Raw genomic sequence first — 21,121 nt, forward strand, 5'->3', positions numbered from 1 at the left:
CCATGCCATGACATGAACATTCTGCTCGTCGCCAGCGCGTTCAACAGCCTCTCCCAGCGCCTCTACGCTGAACTGTCGGACCACGGCCACCGGGTGGACGTCGTGCTCGCCGCGCACGGCCCCGACCCCGTACGGGCCGCCGTGCACGAGGTCCGCCCGGACCTGATCGTCGCGCCGATGCTCAGGACGGCCCTGCCCGAGGACGTGTGGCGGGAGCACACCTGCCTGATCGTGCACCCCGGGCCGCCGGGCGACCGCGGCCCGTCCTCGCTGGACTGGGCGATCTCCGGCCGGGCGGCGCGGTGGGGCGTGACCGTGCTCCAGGCCGAGGCGGCGATGGACGCCGGCGCGATCTGGGCGGCCGAGCCGTTCCCCGTGCCACCCGTCGGCAAGAGCGACCTCTACCGCAACGAGGTCTCCGACGCCGCCGTCACCGCCGTCCTGACAGCCGTACGGCGCTACGCGGACGGCTCCCACAAGCCGCTCCCGCAGACCGACGAGTCGGTCACCGTCGTCTGGCGTGACTTCTTCCGGCAGGAGCGGCGGCGGATCGACTGGGAGCGGGACGACACCGAGACGGTCCTGCGCAGGCTCCGCGGCGCCGACTCGCAGCCGGGCGTCCTGGACGAACTCCTCGGTCACGAGGTGTTCCTGCACGGCGGCCATCCCGAGGACCGGCTGCGCGGCCGCCCCGGCGCACTGCTGGCCCAGCGCGCGGGCGCCGTCTGCCGGGCCACCCGGGACGGCGCGGTCTGGATCCCGGAACTCCGCCCCCGCCGCAACTCCGGCGACCCGGCGCCCTTCCGCCGGCCGGCCGCCTCGGTGCTCGCCGCGTACCAGCCAGGCCTCTCGCTCCCGGAGGACCCCGCCCCGCTGGAACTCCCGCCCGGCCGGCACACCTGGACCGACATCCGCTACCGGCAGCACGGCGACGTCGGCTTCCTCGGCTTCTCCTTCCCGGGCGGCGCGATGAGCACCGACCAGTGCCGCAGACTGCTCGCCGCCTACACGGAGGCGCTCACCCGCCCCACCCGCGTCCTCGTCCTCGGCGGAACCCGCGACTTCTTCTCCAACGGCATCCACCTGAACGTCGTCGAAGCCGCCCCCGACCCGGCCCAGGAGTCCTGGGCCAACCTCAACGCCATCGACGACCTCGTGGAGGCCGTGCTGCGCACCACCGACCGGCTGGTGGTGGCCGCGCTCGCCGGCAACGCCGCGGCCGGCGGTGCCATGCTCGCCCTCGCCGCCGACCAGGTGTGGTGCCGCACGGGCGTCGTCCTCAACCCGCACTACCGGCGCATGGGCCTGTACGGCTCCGAGTTCTGGACGTACACCCTGCCGCGCCGCGTCGGCCCGGAGCGGGCCGGCCGGCTCACCACCGAGGCGCTGCCGGTCAGCGCCGCGACCGCCGAGCGGCTCGGCCTCGTGGACCGGCTCGTACCGGCCGCACCCCGGGAGTTCCCCGCCGAGGTGGCGCGGCTCGCCGCCGAACTCGCCGCCGCCCCCGACCTGGACCGGCGGATCGCCGCCAAGGCGGCGGCCCGCGCGGCGGACGAGCGGGAGAAACCCCTCGCCCGCTACCGCGAGGCCGAACTGGCCCGCATGCACGCCCTCTTCTTCGACCCCGAAGCCCCCTACCACGCCCTGCGCTCGGCCTTCGTCCGCAAGACCCCGGGCGGCTCGCCGCGGCCCCTCGCCCCCGGAGACGTGCGGTGACGGCGCGGCTCCTGGTGGCCGGCGTCGGCAACATCTTCCTCGCCGACGACTCCTTCGGCCCCGAGGTGATCTGCGCCCTCGAACACCGCCCGCTGCCGCCCGGGGCACGGGTCCACGACTACGGCATCCGCGGCCTGGACCTCGCCTACGACCTGCTGTCCGGCTACCCCGTCGCCGTCCTGGTCGACGCGGCCCCGCGCGGGCACCGCCCCGGCACCCTCTCCCTGATCGAGGCCGAACCCCCCGACGGATCCGTCCCGCCCGAAGCCCACGGCATGGACCCGGCGAAGGTGCTGGCCCTGGCCACGCACCTGGGCGACGAACCGCTGCCCCGGGTCCTCGTCCTCGCCTGCGAACCCGCCGTACTGCCGAGCGGCGACGACCTCCTGCCGGGACTCAGCGCACCCGTGCGGGACGCCGTCGATCGGGCCGTGGACGCGCTGCACCGGCTCGTCCCCGCCCTGCTCGCCGACCCCACCGGGCCGCTGCCCCCGTTGGGCCGCCCGATGGAATCCGGAGCACCCCACTCGGCTGCGCTGCCCAAAACGGCGCCCGCCTGAGCCGAAGATCGGTGAGACCCCGGGCCGCACGGGATGCGACCCGGGCTCCGCCACCGCATCCGAGGAGCAGTGCCCATGTGCCGGTCCGACGTCAAACAGGCCGTCCTGGCGAAGAACGACGACCTGGCCGCGAGCCTGCGCGACGACCTCGCCCGGCAGGGCGTGACCCTGGTGAACCTGTTGTCCAGCCCGGGCAGCGGCAAGACCGAACTCCTCGCCCGGGTGCTGGCCCGCGCCGGCGAGCGGGGCGTGCCGGTGGCCGCGCTCACCGCGGACCTGGCCACCGAGAACGACGCCGCCCGGCTGGCGCGGTCCGGGGCGCCCGTCCAGCAGCTGCTCACCGACGGACTGTGCCATCTGGAGGCCCGTCAGCTCCGCACCCGGCTCAAGGACTGGCTGCCGCCGGACACCTCCGTCCTCTTCGTGGAGAACGTCGGCAACCTGGTCTGCCCGGCCGCGTACGACCTCGGGGAGACCCTGCGGATCGTGCTGATGGCGGTCACCGAGGGCGAGGACAAGCCGCTGAAGTACCCGACCGCGTTCGGCTCCGCCCATCTGGTCGTGATCACCAAGACCGACCTCGCCGGGCCGGCCGGCTTCGACGAGAGCCTCTTCCACGAGAACGTGCACCAGGTCAACCCGGGCGTGGAGATCGTACGGTCGTGCGCCCGCACCGGCACCGGCGTCGGCACGCTCCTCGACCGCGTCCTCGCCGCCCGCGACGGAGATTCGCCGCACCGCCCGCCGCTCGGCCCGCGCCCGCACAGCCACGACCACCCCGTGTCCGCCCCCGTCGCGTGACCGCGCCCGCCACCGGCCCGGTCCGCCGCCGGATCACCGTCCGCGGCACGGTGCAGGGCGTCGGCTTCCGGCCCTATGTGCACCGCCTGGCCGCCGGGCACGCGCTGGCCGGGTTCGTGAGCAACACCGCGGACGGCGTGCTCATCGAGGTCGAGGGGCCCGCCGGCGAGGTCGACCGGTTCGCCGACCGGCTGACCGAGCAGCCGCCCCCGCTGGCGACCGTGACCGGCGTCGGCTGCGAGGACGTCCCCGCCACCGGTGCCACCGGCCCGTTCACCATCCGGCCCACCGAGCGGTCCCCGGGCCGCACCCACCTCCCGCCCGACACCGCCACCTGCGCCGACTGCCTGCGCGAACTGGCCGACCCCGGCGACCGCCGGCACCGCCACCCCTTCGTCACCTGCACCCACTGCGGCCCCCGCTTCACCATCGCCACCGGGATGCCGTACGACCGGCCGGCCACCACCATGGCCGGCTTCCCGATGTGCCCCGCCTGCGCCCGCGAGTACGGCGACCCGGCCGACCGGCGCTTCCACGCCCAGCCCGTCGCCTGCCCCGACTGCGGCCCGCGCCTCACCCTGACCCCCGCGGCGGGCCTCGGCGTCCGCCCGGCCCGGGACGCGGAGGCCCTCGCCACGGCACGCGCGCTGCTCACCGCCGGGCGGATCGTCGCCGTCAAGGGCGTCGGCGGCTACCACCTGGCCTGCGACGCGACCGACGCCCGGGCCGTCGCCACGCTGCGCAGCCGCAAGGAGCGGGGCGGCAAGGCCTTCGCCGTGATGTGCGCCGACCTCGCCACGGCCGAGCGGATCGCACACCTCTCCGCCGCCGAACGGGCCGCGCTCACCAGCGCCCGGCGCCCCATCGTCCTGCTGCGCAGACGGGAGCGCACGGACGGCCTCCGCCTCGCCGACCCGGTCTGCCCGGGCAGCCCGCACGTCGGCGTGCTGCTGCCCTACACCCCCGTGCACACCCTGCTGTTCGGGCTGCCCGGCGATCCGCCCGGCCTCCGGCTCCTGGTCATGACCAGCGGAAACCGCTCCGGCGAGCCCATCGTCACCGACGACACCGAGGCACGCGTCCGGCTGGCCGGACTCGCCGACGCCTGGCTCGGCCACGACCGGCCCATCGCCTGCCCGTGCGACGACTCCCTGCTGCGCGTCCGCCCCGACGGCACCGAACAGGTCCTGCGGCGCTCCCGCGGCTACGTCCCCCGCCCCCTGCGCCTCCCGCTCCCGGTCCGCCCCACGCTCGCCGCCGGCGGCGACCTGAAGAACGCCCTGTGCCTCGGCGAGGCCGACCACGCCTGGTTCGGGCCGCACATCGGCGACATGGGCGACCTGGCCACCCTCGAAGCCGCCGACCGCGCCGAACAGCACCTCACCCGCCTCACCGGAGTCACCCCCCGGCTGGTGGCCGCCGACCGCCACCCCGGCTACCACTCGACGCGCCGGGCGCACAGCAGAGCCGCCCGACTCGGGGCACCCGCACCGGTGCTGGTCCAGCACCACCACGCCCACATCGCCGCCGCGATGGCCGAACACGGCCTCGACGGCAGCCGGCCCGTGATCGGCGTCGCCTTCGACGGCACCGGATTCGGCGACGACGGCACGGTCTGGGGCGGCGAGATCCTGCTCGCCGACTACGCCGGCTACCGGCGCCTCGCCCGCCTGACCCCCGCCCCGCTGCCCGGCGGCGACGCCGGCGTCGCCAACCCCTGCCGGCTGGCCCTGGCCCGGCTGTGGGCGGCGGGGCTCCCGTGGGGACCGGAGCTGCCGAGCGTCAAGGCCTGCACCGAGACCGAACTCACCGTACTGCGACGACAGTTGACGCGCCGGTTGGCCTGCGTGCAGACCTCCAGCATGGGCCGGCTCTTCGACGCGGTGTCGTCCCTCGTCGGGCTGTGCCACCGCGCCGGGTACGAGGCGCAGGCGGCGCTGGAGCTGGAGGCGGCGGCGACGGAGGCGAGGGACGCGGACGAGGTGGCGTACCCGTTCGGGTACACCCCCGGCGGACGGGACATCGACCCGGCACCCCTGCTCCGCGCACTGCTGCACGACCAGGCCCGCCACACCCCCGTACCCGTCCTGGCCGCCCGCTTCCACCGGGGCGTCGCCCGGGCCGTGGCACACGTCTGCTGCCGGGCGCGGGAGGAGACCGGCCTCACCGCCGTCGCCCTCACCGGCGGTGTCTTCGCCAACGCCCTGCTGGAGGAGGAGGCCGCCGCACTGCTCGCCACCGCCGGCTTCACGGTCCTCCGGCACGGCGAAGTCCCCCCGAACGACGGCGGCCTGGCACTCGGCCAGCTGATGGTCGCGGGAACCACAGTCCACCACGAGACGGAGTGACCCATGTGTCTGGCAGTGCCCGGCAAGGTCGTGTCCATCGACCACCAAGCCGACCCGCTCACCGGCCTGATCGACTTCGGCGGCGTACGCAAACAGGCCTGCCTGGAGTACCTGCCCGACGTCCGGGTGGGCGAGTACGTCATCGTCCACGTCGGCTTCGCGCTGCAACGCCTGGACGAGGAGTCGGCCCGCGCGTCGCTGGAGCTGTTCGGGCAACTGGGGCTGCTGGAGGAGGAGTTCGGCGACGCCTGGGAACAGGCGGCACGGCAGGAGAGCGGGAGCGAGGCCCGGTGAAGTACATCGACGAGTTCAACGACCCCGATCTGGCCCGGCGGCTGCTGGACGAGATCCGCGCCACGGCCACCCGGCCCTGGGCGCTGATGGAGGTCTGCGGCGGCCAGACCCACTCCATCATCCGGCACGGCATCGACCAACTCCTCCCGGAAGAGGTCGAGTTGATCCACGGCCCGGGCTGCCCGGTGTGCGTGACACCCCTCGACGTCATCGACAAGGCCCTGGAGATCGCCGCCCGCCCCGGGGTGATCTTCTGCTCCTTCGGGGACATGCTGCGCGTGCCCGGCACCGGCCGGGACCTGTTCCGGGTCAAGAGCGAGGGCGGTGACGTACGGGTCGTCTACTCGCCGCTGGACGCCGTGGACCTCGCCCGCGCACACCCCGACCGGCAGGTCGTGTTCTTCGCCATCGGCTTCGAGACGACCGCCCCCGCCAACGCCATGGCCGTCCACCAGGCCCGCCGCCTGGGCCTGGCCAACTTCAGCCTGCTGGTGTCCCACGTCCGGGTCCCGCCGGCCATCGAGGCCATCATGACCGCCCCCGACTGCCGGGTGCAGGGCTTCCTCGCCGCCGGGCACGTGTGCAGCGTGATGGGCACCGCCGAGTACCCGGACCTCGCCGACAAGCACCGCGTCCCGATCGTCGTCACCGGCTTCGAGCCGCTCGACATCCTCGAAGGCATCCGCCGCGCCGTCCACCAGCTGGAGCGCGGCGAGCACCGGGTGGAGAACGCCTACCCCCGCGCCGTACGCGACCAGGGCAACCCGGCCGCCGTCCGGATGATCGAGGAGGTCTTCGAGGTCACCGACCGCAACTGGCGGGGCATCGGCCGCATCCCGGACAGCGGCTGGCGGCTCAGCGACGCCTTCCGCGCGTACGACGCCGAGCACCGCTTCGACGTCACCGGCATCCGCACCGAGGAACCCGCCGTGTGCCGCGCCGGCGAAGTCCTGCAGGGGCTGATCAAACCCGTCGAGTGCGCGGCCTTCGGCACGGCCTGCACCCCGCGCACCCCGCTCGGCGCCACCATGGTCTCCAGCGAGGGCGCCTGCGCCGCCTACTACCTGTACCGCCGGATGAACACCCCGGCAGACCAGGGATCCCGCATCCCGCAGGAGGAGATGAACCCCGTTGGCTGACCTCGTCACCACCGATGCGGCCCCGGTCGACCCCGCGAACTGGACCTGCCCCGCAACCCTGCGCGACCAGCCCGTCGTCGTCATGGGCCACGGGGGAGGCGGCGCCCTCTCGGCGGAGCTGATCGAGCAGGTCTTCGCCCCCGCCTACGGCAACCCCACCCTGGCCGCGCTCACCGACTCCGCCGTCCTCGACCTCGGCGGCGCCCGGCTCGCCTTCTCCACCGACTCCTACGTCGTACGCCCGCTGTTCTTCCCCGGCGGCAGCCTCGGCGACCTCGCGGTCAACGGCACCGTCAACGACCTCGCGATGAGCGGCGCCCGGCCCGCCTTCCTGTCCACCGCCTTCATCCTGGAGGAGGGCGTCGAACTCGCCGTCGTGGAACGCGTGGCGCGCGCCGTCGGCGCGGCGGCCGAGGCGGCCGGGGTCACCGTGGCCACCGGCGACACCAAGGTGGTCGAGTCCGGGCACGGCGACGGCGTCTACGTCACCACCGCCGGCGTCGGCCTCGTCCCCGACGGAGTCGACATCCGCCCGCAGCGCGCCCGGCCAGGCGACGCCGTCCTCGTCAGCGGGCCGATCGGCCGGCACGGGGTCGCCGTCATGAGCGTGCGGGAGGGCCTGGAGTTCGGCGTCGAGATCACCTCCGACACCGCGCCCCTCGCGGACCTGGTGGCGGCCATGCTCGCGGTCACCCCGGACATCCATGTGCTGCGCGACCCCACCCGGGGCGGGCTCGGCGCGTCCCTGAACGAGATCGCCCGCGCCTCCGGCACCGGCGTACGGCTGCGCGAGCGCGCCGTCCCGGTCCCGGACGAGGTCGCGAACGCCTGCGGCTTCCTCGGCCTGGACCCGCTGTACGTCGCGAACGAGGGCCGGCTCGTCGCGTTCGTGCCCCCGCAGCACGCCGAGGCCGTCCTCACGGCGATGCGCGCGCACCCGCAAGGCACCGGCGCCGCCCGCATCGGGGAGTGCGTGGCGGACCATCCGGGCATGGTGGTCGTCGCCACCGGCCTCGGCGGCACCCGGGTGCTCGACCTGCCGCTGGGGGAGCAACTGCCGCGCATCTGCTGATCGCATGCACCGCGTGACCGGTCCAGGGCCGGTCACGCGGTCCATGCGCATCACGTCTCGACGCCGGTGATCTCCAGTTCGCGTCCGCTGCGCAGCTCCTGCGACGGCCGGTCACAGCGCGGGCACCAGAAGAACGGCGGCATGCCGACCGCGAACTCCTCGGCGCACTCCCCGCACCACGCCTGGGCGGGCACCCGCTCGACCCGGAGCCGGGCCGCCGCGAGGGCCGTACCGTCGCGGGCCACCTCGAAGGCGAAGTGCAGCGCGTCCGGCACCACACCCGCCAGCTCCCCGACCCGTACGGTCACCGCCGCGACCCGGTCGGCGCCGTCCGCCCGGGCGATCTCCCCGGCCCGCTCCACGATCGCGGTCGCGATCGACAGCTCGTGCACGCCGGGCTCACGGATACCGGCGGTTCGCGCGCAGGCCCCCGGTCATCCGGTAGATGCGCAGCTCGCGGACGATGCCCGGGAACTCCTTGACGAACAGGGCCGCGACGAGGCTGCCGACCACCGCGGCCTGGGCCACGAGCAGCTGCCGTCCCGAGACTCCCGGCCGCGCGGTCCTTCTTCTCCTCATGCCCACGTTCACGCTCACGTTCATGGCGTCACTTCCTGCTCTCTCATCCCGGCGAGATGTTCGGCATGTCCTTCACCAGGGCGTCATGCCGCTTCCAGTGGATACCGGTGGAGCGGCGCGCGTCGGAGCTGCCGTCCTTGTGGTGTCCGGGCTGGTGCTTGTAGGGGCCCTTGTTGCCCTGGTGCAGTCCGCGCACATGGCTGGGCGTGTCGGGCTTGGCCTGGGGGCGGCCCACTCGGATGGTCCCCATGTCCGATCTCCTTCCGGGTCAGTCACGACCGCTCGGTCAGCTCCCTGAAAAACTGTTCTACGGCCGACCAGACCCGGCCGCCACCGGACAGGCCCCGCCACTCGCGGCGGACCAGGGCGATCATCCGGTAGCAGTCGTCGACCGGCACGATCCAGTGTTCGTGGAGGCCGCGCACGGTGTTCACCAGCAGCGCCTCCACATCGTGTGTCATGGCGGCGACCTGCGGGACGCCGGCGGCCAGCCGCCGCCAGGCCGCCGCGTCCACCTCCCAGCGCATGGCCCCGGCCGGGCTCGGTCCCTGCGCGGTGACCGTGCCGTCGGAGCGCGGCACGAAGAACACCAGCCCCACCGGGACACCCAGCACCCCCGTGTCCACCGGCGGCAGGCGCAGCCGGCGCCGGGGCACCAGCCGGTAGCGGCCCTCGCCCGCGCCGTCGTCGGCGAACAGCACCGAGCAGGGGCGGCACACGCACCGCACCTCGGCGGCACCGGTGTCGTACAGATGGGGGTGGTCCACGGGCACGCGGGCGGCGCACAGCTCGCAGACCTCGGCCTCGGCCCTCGCCGCGCGGTCGGCGGCGGCGGAGCGGATCACCCGGGCGAGTGCTCCGTCCAGGGTCACCGCGCCTCCTGGGGCACGGCCCGGCGCTTGATCGAGTTCAGCGGTACGAACGCGGGGGCCGCCGCGCGGGCCGCCTCGACCGCCTCGACCGACTCCAGCTCCGGCGCCACGGCGAGGACGGCCGCCCGTACGGCTTCGACGACCTCGCCGGACCCGCCGCCGCAGCCGGAACCGCAGCCGCCGCCGGTGCTCAGCCGCACCCGCGCCACCTGCCCGTCGATCCCGGCCCACTCCAGGTCACCGCCGCGCTCGCGCACCGCCGGCCGCAGCTTCTCGACCGCGCGCGCGGCCCGGCGCTCGGGGGGCTCGGGGTGGATCCGGTGCAGGACCAGCAGATGCCCCAGCAGCTCGTCGTCGGCGAGCCGCTCGCGCAGCGGCTCCTCCGCGTGGTCGAGCACGCGGGCGAGGGCCTCGCCGTAGACCTCGGTCAGCAGCCGGACCGCCTCCAGTGCCGGGCCCGGCGTGGCCTCCAGCCCGGCCAGCACGTCGTCCAGACGGGCGAGCCGCGCCTCGACCACCGGGTCCGGGAGCCGCACGGAGGCCTCAGCCATGACCGGCTCCGTACGTCGGCGAGTGCACGGTGGTCAGCGTCTTGCCCTTGCCCATGTACATGTGCACACCGCACGGCAGACAGGGGTCGAAGCTGCGGACGGTGCGCATGATGTCGACCCCCTTGAAGTCGTCGGGCCCGTTCTCCTCGAAGATCGGCTGCCCCTGCACGGCGTCCTCGTAGGGGCCCGGGGTGCCGTGGACATCGCGCGGGCTGGCGTTCCACGGGGTCGGCGGGTACGGGTGGTAGTTGGCGATCTTCTTGTCCCGGATCACCAGATGGTGGGACAGGACACCGCGCACCGCCTCGTGGAAGCCGCAGCCGATCGCCTCGTCCGGCACCTCGAAGTTCTCGTACACCTTGGTGTCGCCGTTCCTGAGCATCCCCATCGCCTCCTCCAGGAAGTGCAGGGCCATGGCGGCGGCGTAGGCGATGAAGTAGGGCCGGGCGCGGTCCCGTTCGAGGGTGTTGCTCCACTTCGGGATGCGCCACTCCAGGGTCGTCTCCGGCAGCTTCTCGCCCTTGGGCAGGGTGATGCGGATGGCGCCGCCGGTCGCCTTGACGTACGGCGTGTCCACCAGGCCGCTCAGGGCGGTCGACCAGAGCCGGGCGAGGGGGCCGCCGCCGGTGTCCAGGGCGAGGTGCTCGCCGGTCTGCGGGTGGTACCAGCGGGGGCTCATCACCCAGCTGTAGTTGCCCTCGAAGTCCCGCTTCTGCGGCACCGGGACCGTGGTCTGGTTCCACGGGTGGCGCATGTCGACGGGGTTGCCGAGCGGGTCGTGGGTGACGAACGGCTCCTCGTTCACCCAGTCCTCGTAGAAGGAGCTGCCCAGCATGATGCGCAGCCCGAGGTTGATGTCGATCAGGTTGTTGGTGAGCAGCTCGCCGTCCACGATGACGCCCGGGGTGACGTACATCGCCCGGCCCCACTCGTTCATCGTCGCGTAGCGGTAGTCGACCACGTCCGGGTCCTGGAAGGCGCCCCAGCACCCCAGCAGGATGCGGCGCCTGCCGACCTCCTCGTAGCCCGGCAGGGCCTCGTAGAAGAAGTCGAAGACGTCGTCGTTCATCGCCACCGCCTTCTTGATGAAGTCGATGACGCGCATGAGGCGGCTGAGGTAGTCGGTGAAGGTGTTCGGCTGCGGCATCGTGCCGACCCCGCCCGGATACATCGTGGAGGGGTGCACGTGCCGCCCCTCCATCAGGCAGAACATCTCCCGGGTGATCCGGCTGACCTTCAGCGCCTCCTTGTAGACCTCGCCCTCGAAGGGGTTGAACGCCTTCATGATGTCGGCGATGGTCCGGTAGCCGTGGACGTCGCCGCGCGGTGCGTCGGTGCGCTCGGCGCGGGCCAGGACGCCGGGGTTGGTGGCCTTGACCATTGCCTCGCAGAAGTCCACGAAGACCAGGTTGTCCTGGAAGATCGTGTGGTCGAAGATGTACTCCGCCGCCTCGCCGAGGTTGGTGATGTGCTCGGCCAGCTTCGGCGGTTTGACGCCGTAGGCCATCTGCTGGGCGTAGTTGGAGCAGGTGGTGTGGTTGTCGCCGCAGATGCCGCAGATCCGCGAGGTGATGAACCCGGCGTCCCGCGGGTCCTTGCCCTTCATGAACACCGAATAGCCGCGGAACAGCGACGAGGTGCTGTGGCACTCCACGACTTCCTGGTTGGCGAAGTCGATCTTCGTGTAGATCCCCAGGTTGCCGATGATCCGGGTGATCGGATCCCACGACATGTCCACGATCTGGGCGGATTTGCGTCCCTTTTGCCGGGACTCGGTGGTCGTCATCTGCGGTGCTGCCCCTCGCTGTTCGGGTTGGGCGGATGGATGGCGGGACGCGGGTCGGACGCGGTCAGCGGTGACTCGCGCCCGCGCGCCAGTGCGGGTCGTAACCGCTGGTGAGCTTGCGCTTGTTGTGGCGCCACTTGGGCTCGTGGTTGACCACGTCGTTGGTCAGACCGCGCAGCCGGCGGACGACGGCTCCGTACGGCTTGACGAGCAGGGTCGACAGCGTGCCGCCCGGGGGTTCGTCCATGAACGGCATGAAGGCGTCCGGGAAGCTCGGCATCGTGCAGCCGATGCAGATGCCGCCGACGTTCGGGCAGCCGCCGATGCCGGCCATCCAGCCGCGCTTGGGCACGTTGCAGTTGACGACCGGGCCCCAGCAGCCGACCTTCACCTGGCACTTGGGGGAGTTGTAGTCCATCGAGAAGTCGGCCTGCTCGTAGTACGCGGCCCGGTCGCAGCCCTCGTGGACGGTCTTCCCGAACAGCCACTGCGGACGCAGCATGTGGTCGAGCGGCGGCGCGGGAGCGGCACCGGCCGCGTGCTGGAGCACCCAGATCAGGGTCTCCATGAAGTTCTCCGGCTGGATCGGACAGCCGGGCACGTTGACGACCGGCAGCCCCGACCGCGCCTTGAAGTCCCAGCCCAGGTAGTCCGCGAGGCCCATGCAGCCGGTCGGGTTGCCGGCCATCGCGTGGATGCCGCCGAACGTCGCACAGGTACCGGCGGCGACCACCGCCCAGGCCCTGGGCGCCAGTTGGTCGATCCACTCGTTCAGCGTCTGCGGCTCACCGGTGTCCGGGTCGTTGCCGAACGAGGTCCAGTAACCGTCGCCCTCGATGATGTTCTGGTTCGGGACCGAGCCCTCGATGACGAGGATGAACGGCTCCAGGTCTCCGCGGGCCGCCGCCCGGTAGGGGGCGAGGAAGTCCTCGCCGCCCAGGCTCGGGGAGAGGACCTTGTTGACGAGGTTCACCTTGGGCAGGCCCGGGATGAGCCCGAGCACCACGTCCTCGATGGACGGCTGGCCCGCGGCGGTCAGCGACACCGTGTCGCCGTCGCAGCTCATGCCCTCCGAGATCCAGAGGATGGTGATCTCGTCGAAGCCACCGCGCGCCTCGGCCCCGCCGGGCTCGCCGCGGACTTCGGTGCTACCGCTCTGTGTGGTCATGTCTGCGGCCTCCGTTGCTGCCGGTTGCGGAATCGTTCCTGGGCCGCGGCCGACGGAGCCGCGAGGGTCGGGGCGACCGTCCGCCGGTCGTGCGCGGGCGCCTCAGGCATGTGCATCGGACCGTCCCCTTTCCGGGCGGTCGGCCGGCCGCGCGGGACGCGGGGCCTGCGGCCGGGCCGGCGGGACGGGGCCCGGTGCGTCCGCGCTGCGCGGGACCGGACCCGGTGCGTCCGCGCTGCCGAGCGGCTCGATCTCGTCGGGCCGGAAGTAGTGGAACCGGCCGTACCAGCCGTGCAGTTCGGCGGCGGGATCGTCGTCCACGGTGACGGCCAGGCGGACACCGCCGTCCACGTCGTGGAAGACCCCGGCGACCCGGGCGGTCCGCCCGGCGAGGAACATGTCCTGGGCGTCGGCACCCCGGCCGCGCGGACACAGCCGCACCCGGCTGCCGCCGCCCACGGGCACCCCGCCCACCAGTACCGTGTCCGTCGCCGGGGACAGCCCGTCGTCCCCGCCCTCCTGCCACCAGGCGGGCCGCCCGGCGGCGGGAGCCGGTGCGGGGTTCAGGGACCGGATGGCTCCGTGCAGCCGGGCGAGGACCTCCCGGGGCATGGTGTCCACCCGGTCGAGGATCCGCGCGGCCCGCGGATCGGTGGCCCGCGCCTCCGCCTTCTCCTCGTCGGTCAGCAGCATCGTGCGCAGCGTGAGGATCTCGTCGATCTCCGCCGCGTCGTGCAGGTCGCCCGGGCTCTCCGGCGCCACCTGCGGACGGTCCGGGAGGATGATCGGCGCGGAGAGCAGGAGCGTGCTCGTCGCCCCGTCGCCGTCCGCGGCCTCGGGCGGTGCCCCGCCGAGCACGGGAAACGTGAACGCGTTACGGCAGTTCCGCGCATGCTCCGCGAGCGCGGCGGGCGGATCGATCAGCGACACGAACTCCACTCCGTCGCCGGCGAGGAGCGTGTGCGTGGCGAGCAGCGCTCGATCCAGCACCGCACCCCGCGGGGCCTGCGGGTCGGCCGCCGTCGCGGCGTTCTCGGTGCGCACCCGCAGCCGGTACAGCTCCGGCCCGAGCGGCTCGGCCACCACCGTGGTCTCGGCCGGCACCTCCCGGCGCCGCCGCACCGTACGCCCGGCCCCCGAGGGCAACGGCTCGTGCTCCGCACCGGCCGGCGCTCCCACGGCGGCGGTCCGGCCGCCCCGCAGCAGCTCCGCCAGGGGCAGCACCAGCTCGGTCTCCCGGGGCACCGCCTCCTCGAACGACAGGTGGGTCACCCCGTCGGCCGTCCGCAACGACTCGACCGGCCGATGCCGCCCGTCCCCGTCGGCCGCCTCCACCTGCTTGTGCTGGAGCTGGAGATACCGCACCCGCACCCGTACGGCCGCGTCCTCGCGCGGGACCCGCAGCAGGCACTCGGTCTGCTGGTACCAGGAGTCGGCGGAGCCGGAGATCCCCGGTGTGACCGGTCCGTCCCGCTCCACCCAGTCGCGGGGCAGCAGCACCCCGAACTGCCAGCGCACCCGGTTCTTCGCGGAGGAGCGGCGATAGGGGTAGAGCAGGTAGCCCTCGTACAGCACGGCGTCCGCCACGGCACTCAGCTGCGCACAGCCCTCGCCGACTCCGTTCGCCATGCCCTCTCCTCGCCACTCGTGATCGCGGTTCCCTCCCCTTCACGGTCACACCCGTCACGCCCGCCCGCCCCTCCGGCGCACCGTCATTGCGCCGGACAGGGGAGGGAGCACGCTTTTCCGAAACATTCGATGACATCGAGCATCCGGCTCGTCAGCCCTTTCCCGATCCCTCCTCCAAGGTGGGGAATTCCCAGACCAGCGCCCTTGCCTATAGACGAATGTTTCGAAATTTCGACCGAAACTGTTGACAGTGCCGGGAGCCGCTTCAACACTCATCGGCGTCAGCGGACGCACAAGGAGGAACCATGCAGCGGTTCAGACGTATGTACGTCCTGGTGCTGGTGGCGTTGGGAGCGCTGCTCCTGCCCGCCGTGGCGCGGGCCGACACGGTGCTCACCACCAGCAGGACCGGCACCGACAACGGCTACTACTACTCCTTCTGGACCGACGGCGGCGGCGCGGTCTCCATGAACCTGGGGGCCGGCGGGAGTTACAGCACCCAGTGGAGCAACAGCGGCAACTTCGTCGGCGGCAAGGGCTGGAGCACCGGCGGGCGCCGCAGCGTCACCTACTCGGGCAGCTTCAACCCGTCCGGCAACGCCTACCTCGCCCTCTACGGCTGGACGACCAACCCGCTCGTGGAGTACTACGTCGTCGACAACTGGGGCACCTACCGCCCCACCGGGACGTACAAGGGCACCGTCACCAGTGACGGCGGCACCTACGACATCTATCAGACGACCCGGGTCAACGCCCCCTCCATCGAGGGCACACGCACCTTCAACCAGTACTGGAGCGTGCGGCAGACCAAGCGGACGGGCGGCACCATCACCACCGGCAACCACTTCGACGCCTGGGCCCGCGCCGGCATGAACCTGGGCTCCTTCAACTACATGATCCTCGCGACCGAGGGCTACCAGAGCAGCGGGAACTCGGCCATCACCGTGGGCGACAGCGGTTCCGGCGGTGGAGGCGGCGGGAGCGGATGCACGGCCACGCTGTCGGCGGGCCAGCAGTGGAGCGATCGGTACAACCTCAATGTGTCGGTCAGCGGCTCCAGCGACTGGACGGTGACGATGAACGTGCCGGCGCCGGAGAAGGTGCTGTCCACCTGGAACGTGACCGCGAGCTATCCGAGCGCCCAGACGCTCGTCGCCAAGCCCAACGGCAACGGGAACACCTGGGGCGTCACCCTCCAGTCCAACGGCACCTGGACCTGGCCCACCGTCAGCTGCGGCACGGGCTGACCCTGCCCCCCCGACACCCCCTATCCGAGAAGAGCTGATTCCCCATGCGCATCGGACCGCGCCCGTCGTTACGCTCCCTCGCCGTCACGACGGCCGTCGCCGCCCTGGCCGTGACCAGCACACTCACCCTCGGCGCGCCCGCGTCCCACGCCGCCGCGTGCACCGGGTACGTCGGGCTCACCTTCGACGACGGCCCGTCCAACGACCACACCCCGGCCCTGCTCAACGCCCTGAAGCAGAACGGCCTGCGGGCCACGATGTTCAACGAGGGCCAGTACGCGGCCGCCTACCCGGCTCAGGTACGGGCCGAGGCCAACGCCGGGATGTGGATCGGCAACCACAGCTACACCCACCCGCATCTGACCCAGCTGAGCGGCCCGCAGACCGACTCCGAGGTCTCCCGCACCCAGCAGGCGATCGCCGCGGCCGGCGGCGGCACGCCGAAGCTGTTCCGGCCGCCGTACGGCGAGACCAACGCCACGGTCCAGGCGGTGGCGGCCAAGTACGGCCTGACCCAGATCCTCTGGAACGTCGACTCGCAGGACTGGAACGGCGCGAGTACCGACGCGATCGTGCAGGCCGTCTCCCGGCTGGCCAACGGCCAGATCATCCTCATGCACGAATGGCCGGCCAACACCCTCGCCGCCGTTCCGCGCATCGCCCAGGCGCTGACGAGCCGCGGGCTGTGTGCGGGCATGATCAGCCCGCAGACCGGCCGTGCCGTCGCGCCCAGCGGCAGCACGCGCACCTGAGAGGGCACCCGCCGCGGCGACGGCACGCGGACCCGGCCCGCCGTCAACCGCCGTACGTACCAGCTCGCTTGGTCAGTCGGTGCGGGCCAGGTCCAGGCAGCAGCGGACGAAGTCCCGTACGACGGGATTCCGGTCGTCGGCCGGTGACCAGGCCACGGCCACCCGGCTGGGGCTCACCCCCCTGACCGGCCGGTAGACCACACCGGGGCGGGCGTAGAACCGCGCGGCGGACTCGGGCGCGAGGGCGATGCCGTACCCGTTGGCGATGGCGCTCAGCCAGTCGTCGGGCTGCTCGGTCACCGCACCGACGCGGACCGGACGGCCCTCGCGCTCATCGGCGGCCAGCCAGTGGTCGCGCCAGGCACCGGTCTCCGGCGGCGCGGCCACGAACGGCTCGTCCCACAGCTCCCGGAAGTCGATCTCCGCCCGCTCCGCGAGCCGGTGCGTACTCGCCAGGGCCACGCACCGCTCCTCGCTGAACAGCACCTCGACCCGCAGCGCCTCCTGGCCCGGGAACGGCAGCCGCAGCAGTGCCACGTCCACCTCGCCGTCGGCCAGCCCCGCACTCGGGTTCGTCCAGGACGCCTGCCGCAGTTCCGCACGCCACCCGGGCCGGCGCCGGGCGAACTCGGCGACGATCTCCGGCGTCGCCTCGTTCGCCGCGCTCGCCACGAACCCCACGCGCAGCACCCTGGCCGTGCGCCGGCCGGCGGACTGCGCGGCCCGCAGGGCGTCGTCCCAGGCCGCGAGCACCGCCGGGACGCGGCGGGCGAGTTCCCGGCCGGCGTCCGTCAGCGCCATGCCGGCGCGCGAGCGCTCGAAGAGCCGTACCCCGAGCCGGTTCTCCAACTGCCGGATCTGCTTGGTCAGCGCCGGCTGGGACACGAACACCCGCTCGGCGGCGCGGACGAGGCTGCCCTCCTCGGCGACGGCCAGGAAAGAACGCAGGAGACGGGAGTCGACATCCATTCCGGAAGGTTATGGATGCTGGTATTGGACGTCACGGCGACCCTCCGAGGAACGTGGGCAGCATGAACCTCGCCTATGTGACCGTCACCTCTGTCACCGTCCTGGCCAACGCGGGCATCGCGGCGGCCGACCTCGCCAAGACACCGTTCGTCCTCGCCAACTCGGCCGCGGTCGGCGTGGCACCCCGCCGGCTGCCCACACTGGCGCTGCTCAAGGCCGCCGGAGCGGCCGGACTGCTGCTCGGGCTGGTGGGCGTACGCCCCCTGGGCGTCGCCGCCGGTGTCGGCCTGGTGCTGTTCTACGTCGGTGCGGTGGCCGCGCATGTGCGGGCCCGGGTGTTCCGCACGATGGGTTTTCCGGTCCTGTTCCTGGCCCTGGCGGCCGGGGCGCTGGCGCTGGCGGCGGCCCGCTGAAACGGCCGGGCTCAGCGGAGCAGCAGATACCGGGTGACGAGGGACTGGGCCCGGTCCGCGCCGATGCCCAGCGCCCGGCCGAGGGCCTCCCACCGCTGGTCGCCGTCCTCCTCGATCACGCCGGCCGCCTCCCGGCCGGCGCGCCGGGTCAGCCGGTCCAGCGCGGTGACGGCCCGCAGGGCGGCGGCCGGCGCGTCCTCGGCCAGCGTGAGCAGCTTGCACTCCAGGTCGCTCAGCATCTGGGCCAGATCGTCCGGCAGCGGCACCGTCTGCCGCTCGACCGTGTCGATGTGCTCGCTCCAGTCCCGGCGCGGCCCCGAGACGTCCAGCTCCTCCAGGCCGTCCTCGTCCAGCTCGCCCCACGGGACGGGGGTGCTCGGGCCGCGCCAGCCGCAGCTGCACGAGGCCCGTACCGCCGCCGCCCTCGGCCGGCTCAGATTGCCGTCGTACGCCCACCACTCGCTGGTCTCGTACATCTCGGCGCCGCTGCCGATGTCGAAGTACGCGGGCTTCGGCTCACTTCCGTCGTCCAGTACGGCCCCCACGATGCCCTCGTGCGACTCACCGAACTCCTCGGTCGTCCAGCCCACGGCCGCCTCCCTCCCCTCGCCGGCTCTGTTCCGCCCATCATCGGCGACATCGTGCCCGGCCGGACCGCGGACGGGGAAAAGGGGCCGAAATGTGGGGCGGTCGCACACCGGGACCGCGGTCGGTCACAGCGGTCCCGGCCGCTCGGGCAGCCGCTCCAGCGCCACCAGCGCCGCGTCGTCGCCCAGGTCGCCGTGGGCATGGCGGACGAGGTCCCGGCGCAGGCCGGTCACCATCGCCTCCAGGGTCCGGCCGGCATGGCTCTCGACACGGGTGGTCAGATCGAGGAACCGGCCCCGCCGGTCCCGGGCCTCGATGAACCCGTCCGTGTACAGCAGCAGACGGTCACCCGGGCCGAACGGCACGGTCTGCGCGGCCGGTGCCGTGTCCAGCAGGTCGCCGAGCCCGAGCGGGGCGCCGGGACGATCGGGGAGCAGGCCGCCCACCTCGCCGGCGCGCACGAGGAACGGCTCGGGGTGCCCGCAGTGCACCAGGCGGGCCACGGGCTCGCCGGGCGGGAACTCCACCAAGAGCGCGGTCGCGAAGCGTTCCGCGAACAGCGATCCGGACGCCCCGCCGTCCGGCCGTTCGCCGTCCAGAATGCCGTCCACGGCCGCGATCTGCCGCCGGGCACGCTCGTCCAGCCGCTCGGCCACCCTCGTCAACAAGGGTTCCTGGTAGGCCAGTTCACGGAACGCGCCGAGCAGGGCGGCGGAGGCCCCGACGGCCGGCAGCCCCTTGCCCCGGACGTCGCCGACCAGGATCCGGGTGCCGTACGGCGTCTCCAGCGCCTCGTAGAAGTCGCCGCCGATCCGCGCCTCCGACTCGGCCGGCAGATACACGCCACGCAGCGCCAGCGAACCGAGCCGGTGCGGGAGGGGATGCATCAGCGCCCGCTGCGCCGTCTCCGCGACCGTGCGCACCTGCTGCAACTGGCGTTCCCGGCGCCGGCGCAGGGTGCAGGCGGCGAGTGAGGTCAGCCCGACCACGAACAGGCTGAACAGCACGACGTCCGAGTCCGGATGCCCCCACTGTCCGGCGTCCACCTGGAGCACGGCGGTCAGGGCCGGCGCGGCGCAGCCCAGGGCCGCGGTGGCCCACAGGGGAAGCAGCACCGAGGCCAGCACGGGCACGGCGACCATGACCGGGGAGACGTGCAGCCAGTCGGGCGTGAGCAGATCGGTGAGGGCGACGGCCGCCATCAGCAGTACGGGCGCCGCCATCAGCAGGGGACGGGAGGAGGCGAGGCGGCTCAGCGGAGTCCGGGCCGGCCGGCGGGCGCCGGTGCGGGTGGTGGGGTGCGGGGCGGTGGTCCGGGAAGCGGTGTGGTGGTAGGTCATCGTCGCTGGGAGGGTTGTAGCGGGCTGAGTGCCCGGCGGGTGCGGACGGGCGGGGCGGGTGCCGGGGCCGACAGGCAGGTCAGGGCCGACTCCAGGGGGCGGAGCAGGCGGCCTGCCTCGGCGTCGGCGGCCGGGGGATCGCAGCCGGCGGCGCCGAGCCGGGTCAGGGCGTGCCGGGCGGCGGGCAGGGCGGGGTGCGGCCGGCCGCCCCGGCAGGAGTAGGCGCACAGGGCGGTCGTCCGCAGCAACCGCGCGTACGGCTGGGCGAAGGCCGCCCCGGAGGGGCCGGCGGCACGGGGGTGCGCGTCCAGGAGCCGGCCCGTGACGGTCAGTTCGCGCGCCACGTCGGTCAGGGTCCGCAGCACCCGCCGGTCCAGGTGCCAGCGGCGGCGCCGGGCGCACGGCCGTACGTTCCACCGCAGGCTCTCGTGCGCCTCGTCCACACAGGTGCGGGCGCGCTCCAGAGCCGCGTCGAGGTCCTGCTCCCAGGCGGGCCCGAGCACCTCCCGGGGCCGCTCGCGCCGGACGACCGTGTCGGCCAGACCGTCGAGATACCGGGCGACCAGCACCCGCAGCTCCTCCAGCGCCCGCTCGGCGGACCGCACGCGCACGGCGGGGAACAGCAGCGCGCTGCACGCCAGCCCGAAGGCGATGCCCAGCACGATCTCCGCGAGATGGGAGGCCAGCTCACCGGGGTGGCGGCCCCGCACCAGGGCGAACGTGATCAGCGCGGTCGTCGGCACATGCACGCCGTGGTGCCCGAGGAACCCGCGCCGGGCCAGCAGCGCGGAGGCGAAGACGACCAGGGCCAGACCCGCCATGCCGGGCCGGGCGTACAGGGCGCCGGGTACGGCGACGAGGACGCCGAGCAGGCAGCCCGCGCCGTACCGCAGGGCGGCGGAGACGGTGCGCACCACCGTCGTCCCGACGATGAGCAGCGCCGCGACGGCTCCGGCGTAGGGCGCGGGTGTGTGCAGCAGCGTCGTACAGGTCTGCCAGGTCAGTCCGGCGGCCACGGTCGCCCGGGCGGCGTCGGCGCAGTCGGTACGGCCGATGCCTCTGACACGCATGCCGTCCTCGCCCCCATCCTCGTCGGGTCCCGCGGGCCGCTCGGACGACCCCGGCAAGGCCGCCCAGGATAAACAGGCATATGGGGCATAGGGCAAATAAGGATTATGTGTGAACGGGCGGGTTTTCGGTCCTCTGTCGGGTTCGCACCCACGCCCGTACACTGCGGATCCGCAGACATGCGGGCAGTTGACCCGGGGGGAGTCATCATGTCCGGAGGTCCGTACGG

The 21,121-nt window shown here is 73.3% G+C and carries 21 protein-coding genes and 1 pseudogene; 10 read left to right on the forward strand and 12 right to left on the reverse strand.

What is annotated here, in order from left to right; all coding sequences use genetic code 11:
* The first annotated feature begins 12 nt into the window (after nucleotides 1–12).
* The 7 genes from ABZ937_RS36670 to hypE all read left to right on the forward strand — a co-directional run bounded on the left by ABZ937_RS36670 (nucleotide 13) and on the right by hypE (nucleotide 7,930).
* A complete protein-coding gene (locus tag ABZ937_RS36670) occupies nucleotides 13–1,716 on the forward strand; it encodes a hydrogenase maturation protein (protein ID WP_361698580.1) in 1,704 nt (567 codons plus the stop codon).
* Nucleotides 1,713–2,276, forward strand: coding sequence for a hydrogenase maturation protease (locus tag ABZ937_RS36675; protein WP_361698582.1), 564 nt, complete (start codon nucleotides 1,713–1,715; stop codon nucleotides 2,274–2,276). Before ABZ937_RS36670 ends, ABZ937_RS36675 begins: the two co-directional genes overlap by 4 nt.
* A 75-nt stretch (nucleotides 2,277–2,351) precedes the next feature.
* The gene (hypB, locus tag ABZ937_RS36680; protein ID WP_361698584.1) at nucleotides 2,352–3,077 is read left to right on the forward strand and encodes a hydrogenase nickel incorporation protein HypB; all 726 of its coding nucleotides are present in this window, start codon (nucleotides 2,352–2,354) and stop codon (nucleotides 3,075–3,077) included.
* Nucleotides 3,074–5,425, forward strand: a complete 2,352-nt coding sequence (gene hypF / locus ABZ937_RS36685; protein ID WP_361698586.1) for a carbamoyltransferase HypF — start codon at nucleotides 3,074–3,076, stop codon at nucleotides 5,423–5,425. Before hypB ends, hypF begins: the two co-directional genes overlap by 4 nt.
* A gap of 3 nt (nucleotides 5,426–5,428) precedes the next feature.
* Complete coding sequence (locus ABZ937_RS36690; protein ID WP_361698588.1) at nucleotides 5,429–5,719, forward strand: HypC/HybG/HupF family hydrogenase formation chaperone; 291 nt, start codon at nucleotides 5,429–5,431, stop codon at nucleotides 5,717–5,719.
* Nucleotides 5,716–6,858, forward strand: coding sequence for a hydrogenase formation protein HypD (hypD, locus tag ABZ937_RS36695; RefSeq protein ID WP_361698590.1), 1,143 nt, complete (start codon nucleotides 5,716–5,718; stop codon nucleotides 6,856–6,858). Before ABZ937_RS36690 ends, hypD begins: the two co-directional genes overlap by 4 nt.
* Nucleotides 6,851–7,930 (forward strand): hydrogenase expression/formation protein HypE, encoded by a 1,080-nt coding sequence (gene hypE / locus ABZ937_RS36700; RefSeq protein ID WP_361698592.1) that lies wholly within the window; start codon nucleotides 6,851–6,853, stop codon nucleotides 7,928–7,930. The genes hypD and hypE overlap by 8 nt, the downstream gene beginning before the upstream one ends.
* A gap of 50 nt (nucleotides 7,931–7,980) precedes the next feature.
* Here hypE and hypA read toward each other — a convergent pair whose 3' ends face one another.
* The 8 genes from hypA to ABZ937_RS36740 form a co-directional block, all read right to left on the reverse strand.
* Nucleotides 7,981–8,322, reverse strand: a complete 342-nt coding sequence (gene hypA / locus ABZ937_RS36705; RefSeq protein ID WP_361698594.1) for a hydrogenase maturation nickel metallochaperone HypA — start codon at nucleotides 8,320–8,322, stop codon at nucleotides 7,981–7,983.
* A gap of 7 nt (nucleotides 8,323–8,329) precedes the next feature.
* Nucleotides 8,330–8,533 carry a hypothetical protein gene (locus ABZ937_RS36710; RefSeq protein ID WP_361698596.1) on the reverse strand — a complete coding sequence of 68 codons (204 nt, stop codon included), beginning with the start codon at nucleotides 8,531–8,533 and terminating at the stop codon, nucleotides 8,330–8,332.
* A gap of 19 nt (nucleotides 8,534–8,552) precedes the next feature.
* Nucleotides 8,553–8,759 (reverse strand): hypothetical protein, encoded by a 207-nt coding sequence (locus ABZ937_RS36715; RefSeq protein ID WP_361698598.1) that lies wholly within the window; start codon nucleotides 8,757–8,759, stop codon nucleotides 8,553–8,555.
* A gap of 22 nt (nucleotides 8,760–8,781) precedes the next feature.
* Nucleotides 8,782–9,381, reverse strand: coding sequence for a DUF5947 family protein (locus ABZ937_RS36720; RefSeq protein WP_361698600.1), 600 nt, complete (start codon nucleotides 9,379–9,381; stop codon nucleotides 8,782–8,784).
* Nucleotides 9,378–9,932, reverse strand: a complete 555-nt coding sequence (locus ABZ937_RS36725; RefSeq protein ID WP_361698602.1) for a NifU family protein — start codon at nucleotides 9,930–9,932, stop codon at nucleotides 9,378–9,380. The genes ABZ937_RS36720 and ABZ937_RS36725 overlap by 4 nt, the downstream gene beginning before the upstream one ends.
* The gene (locus ABZ937_RS36730) at nucleotides 9,925–11,718 is read right to left on the reverse strand and encodes a nickel-dependent hydrogenase large subunit (protein WP_361698604.1); all 1,794 of its coding nucleotides are present in this window, start codon (nucleotides 11,716–11,718) and stop codon (nucleotides 9,925–9,927) included. The genes ABZ937_RS36725 and ABZ937_RS36730 overlap by 8 nt, the downstream gene beginning before the upstream one ends.
* A 64-nt stretch (nucleotides 11,719–11,782) precedes the next feature.
* The gene (locus ABZ937_RS36735) at nucleotides 11,783–12,886 is read right to left on the reverse strand and encodes a hydrogenase expression protein HypE (protein WP_361698606.1); all 1,104 of its coding nucleotides are present in this window, start codon (nucleotides 12,884–12,886) and stop codon (nucleotides 11,783–11,785) included.
* A gap of 102 nt (nucleotides 12,887–12,988) precedes the next feature.
* Nucleotides 12,989–14,515, reverse strand: a complete 1,527-nt coding sequence (locus ABZ937_RS36740; RefSeq protein ID WP_361698608.1) for a hypothetical protein — start codon at nucleotides 14,513–14,515, stop codon at nucleotides 12,989–12,991.
* A gap of 305 nt (nucleotides 14,516–14,820) precedes the next feature.
* On the opposite strand from ABZ937_RS36740, the gene ABZ937_RS36745 reads away from it, so the two are divergent.
* Nucleotides 14,821–15,762, forward strand: a complete 942-nt coding sequence (locus ABZ937_RS36745) for a glycoside hydrolase family 11 protein (RefSeq protein WP_361698610.1) — start codon at nucleotides 14,821–14,823, stop codon at nucleotides 15,760–15,762.
* A gap of 44 nt (nucleotides 15,763–15,806) precedes the next feature.
* Nucleotides 15,807–16,505 (forward strand): annotated as a pseudogene (locus ABZ937_RS36750) (polysaccharide deacetylase family protein); the annotation flags it as partial.
* Nucleotides 16,506–16,586: 81 nt separating this feature from the next.
* Here ABZ937_RS36750 and ABZ937_RS36755 read toward each other — a convergent pair.
* Nucleotides 16,587–17,483: a LysR family transcriptional regulator gene (locus ABZ937_RS36755; RefSeq protein ID WP_361698612.1), complete on the reverse strand. Its 897-nt coding sequence runs from the start codon at nucleotides 17,481–17,483 to the stop codon at nucleotides 16,587–16,589.
* Nucleotides 17,484–17,545: 62 nt separating this feature from the next.
* Here ABZ937_RS36755 and ABZ937_RS36760 point away from each other — a divergent pair, with 62 nt between their 5' ends.
* Nucleotides 17,546–17,896: a DoxX family protein gene (locus tag ABZ937_RS36760; RefSeq protein ID WP_361698614.1), complete on the forward strand. Its 351-nt coding sequence runs from the start codon at nucleotides 17,546–17,548 to the stop codon at nucleotides 17,894–17,896.
* A gap of 11 nt (nucleotides 17,897–17,907) precedes the next feature.
* Here the strand turns inward: ABZ937_RS36760 and ABZ937_RS36765 are convergent, their stop codons facing one another.
* From ABZ937_RS36765 to ABZ937_RS36775, 3 genes are all read right to left on the reverse strand, one after another.
* A complete protein-coding gene (locus ABZ937_RS36765) occupies nucleotides 17,908–18,486 on the reverse strand; it encodes a hypothetical protein (protein ID WP_361698616.1) in 579 nt (192 codons plus the stop codon).
* A gap of 123 nt (nucleotides 18,487–18,609) precedes the next feature.
* Nucleotides 18,610–19,824: a PP2C family protein-serine/threonine phosphatase gene (locus ABZ937_RS36770; protein ID WP_361698618.1), complete on the reverse strand. Its 1,215-nt coding sequence runs from the start codon at nucleotides 19,822–19,824 to the stop codon at nucleotides 18,610–18,612.
* Entirely contained in the window at nucleotides 19,821–20,894 is a 1,074-nt protein-coding gene (locus ABZ937_RS36775; RefSeq protein WP_361698620.1) for an FUSC family protein, read from the reverse strand. The genes ABZ937_RS36770 and ABZ937_RS36775 overlap by 4 nt, the downstream gene beginning before the upstream one ends.
* Nucleotides 20,895–21,121: the final 227 nt, after the last annotated feature.

The sequence above is a fragment of the Streptomyces sp. NPDC046727 genome, from assembly GCF_040645635.1.
In the GTDB taxonomy this organism is placed as follows: Bacteria; Actinomycetota; Actinomycetes; order Streptomycetales; family Streptomycetaceae; genus Streptomyces.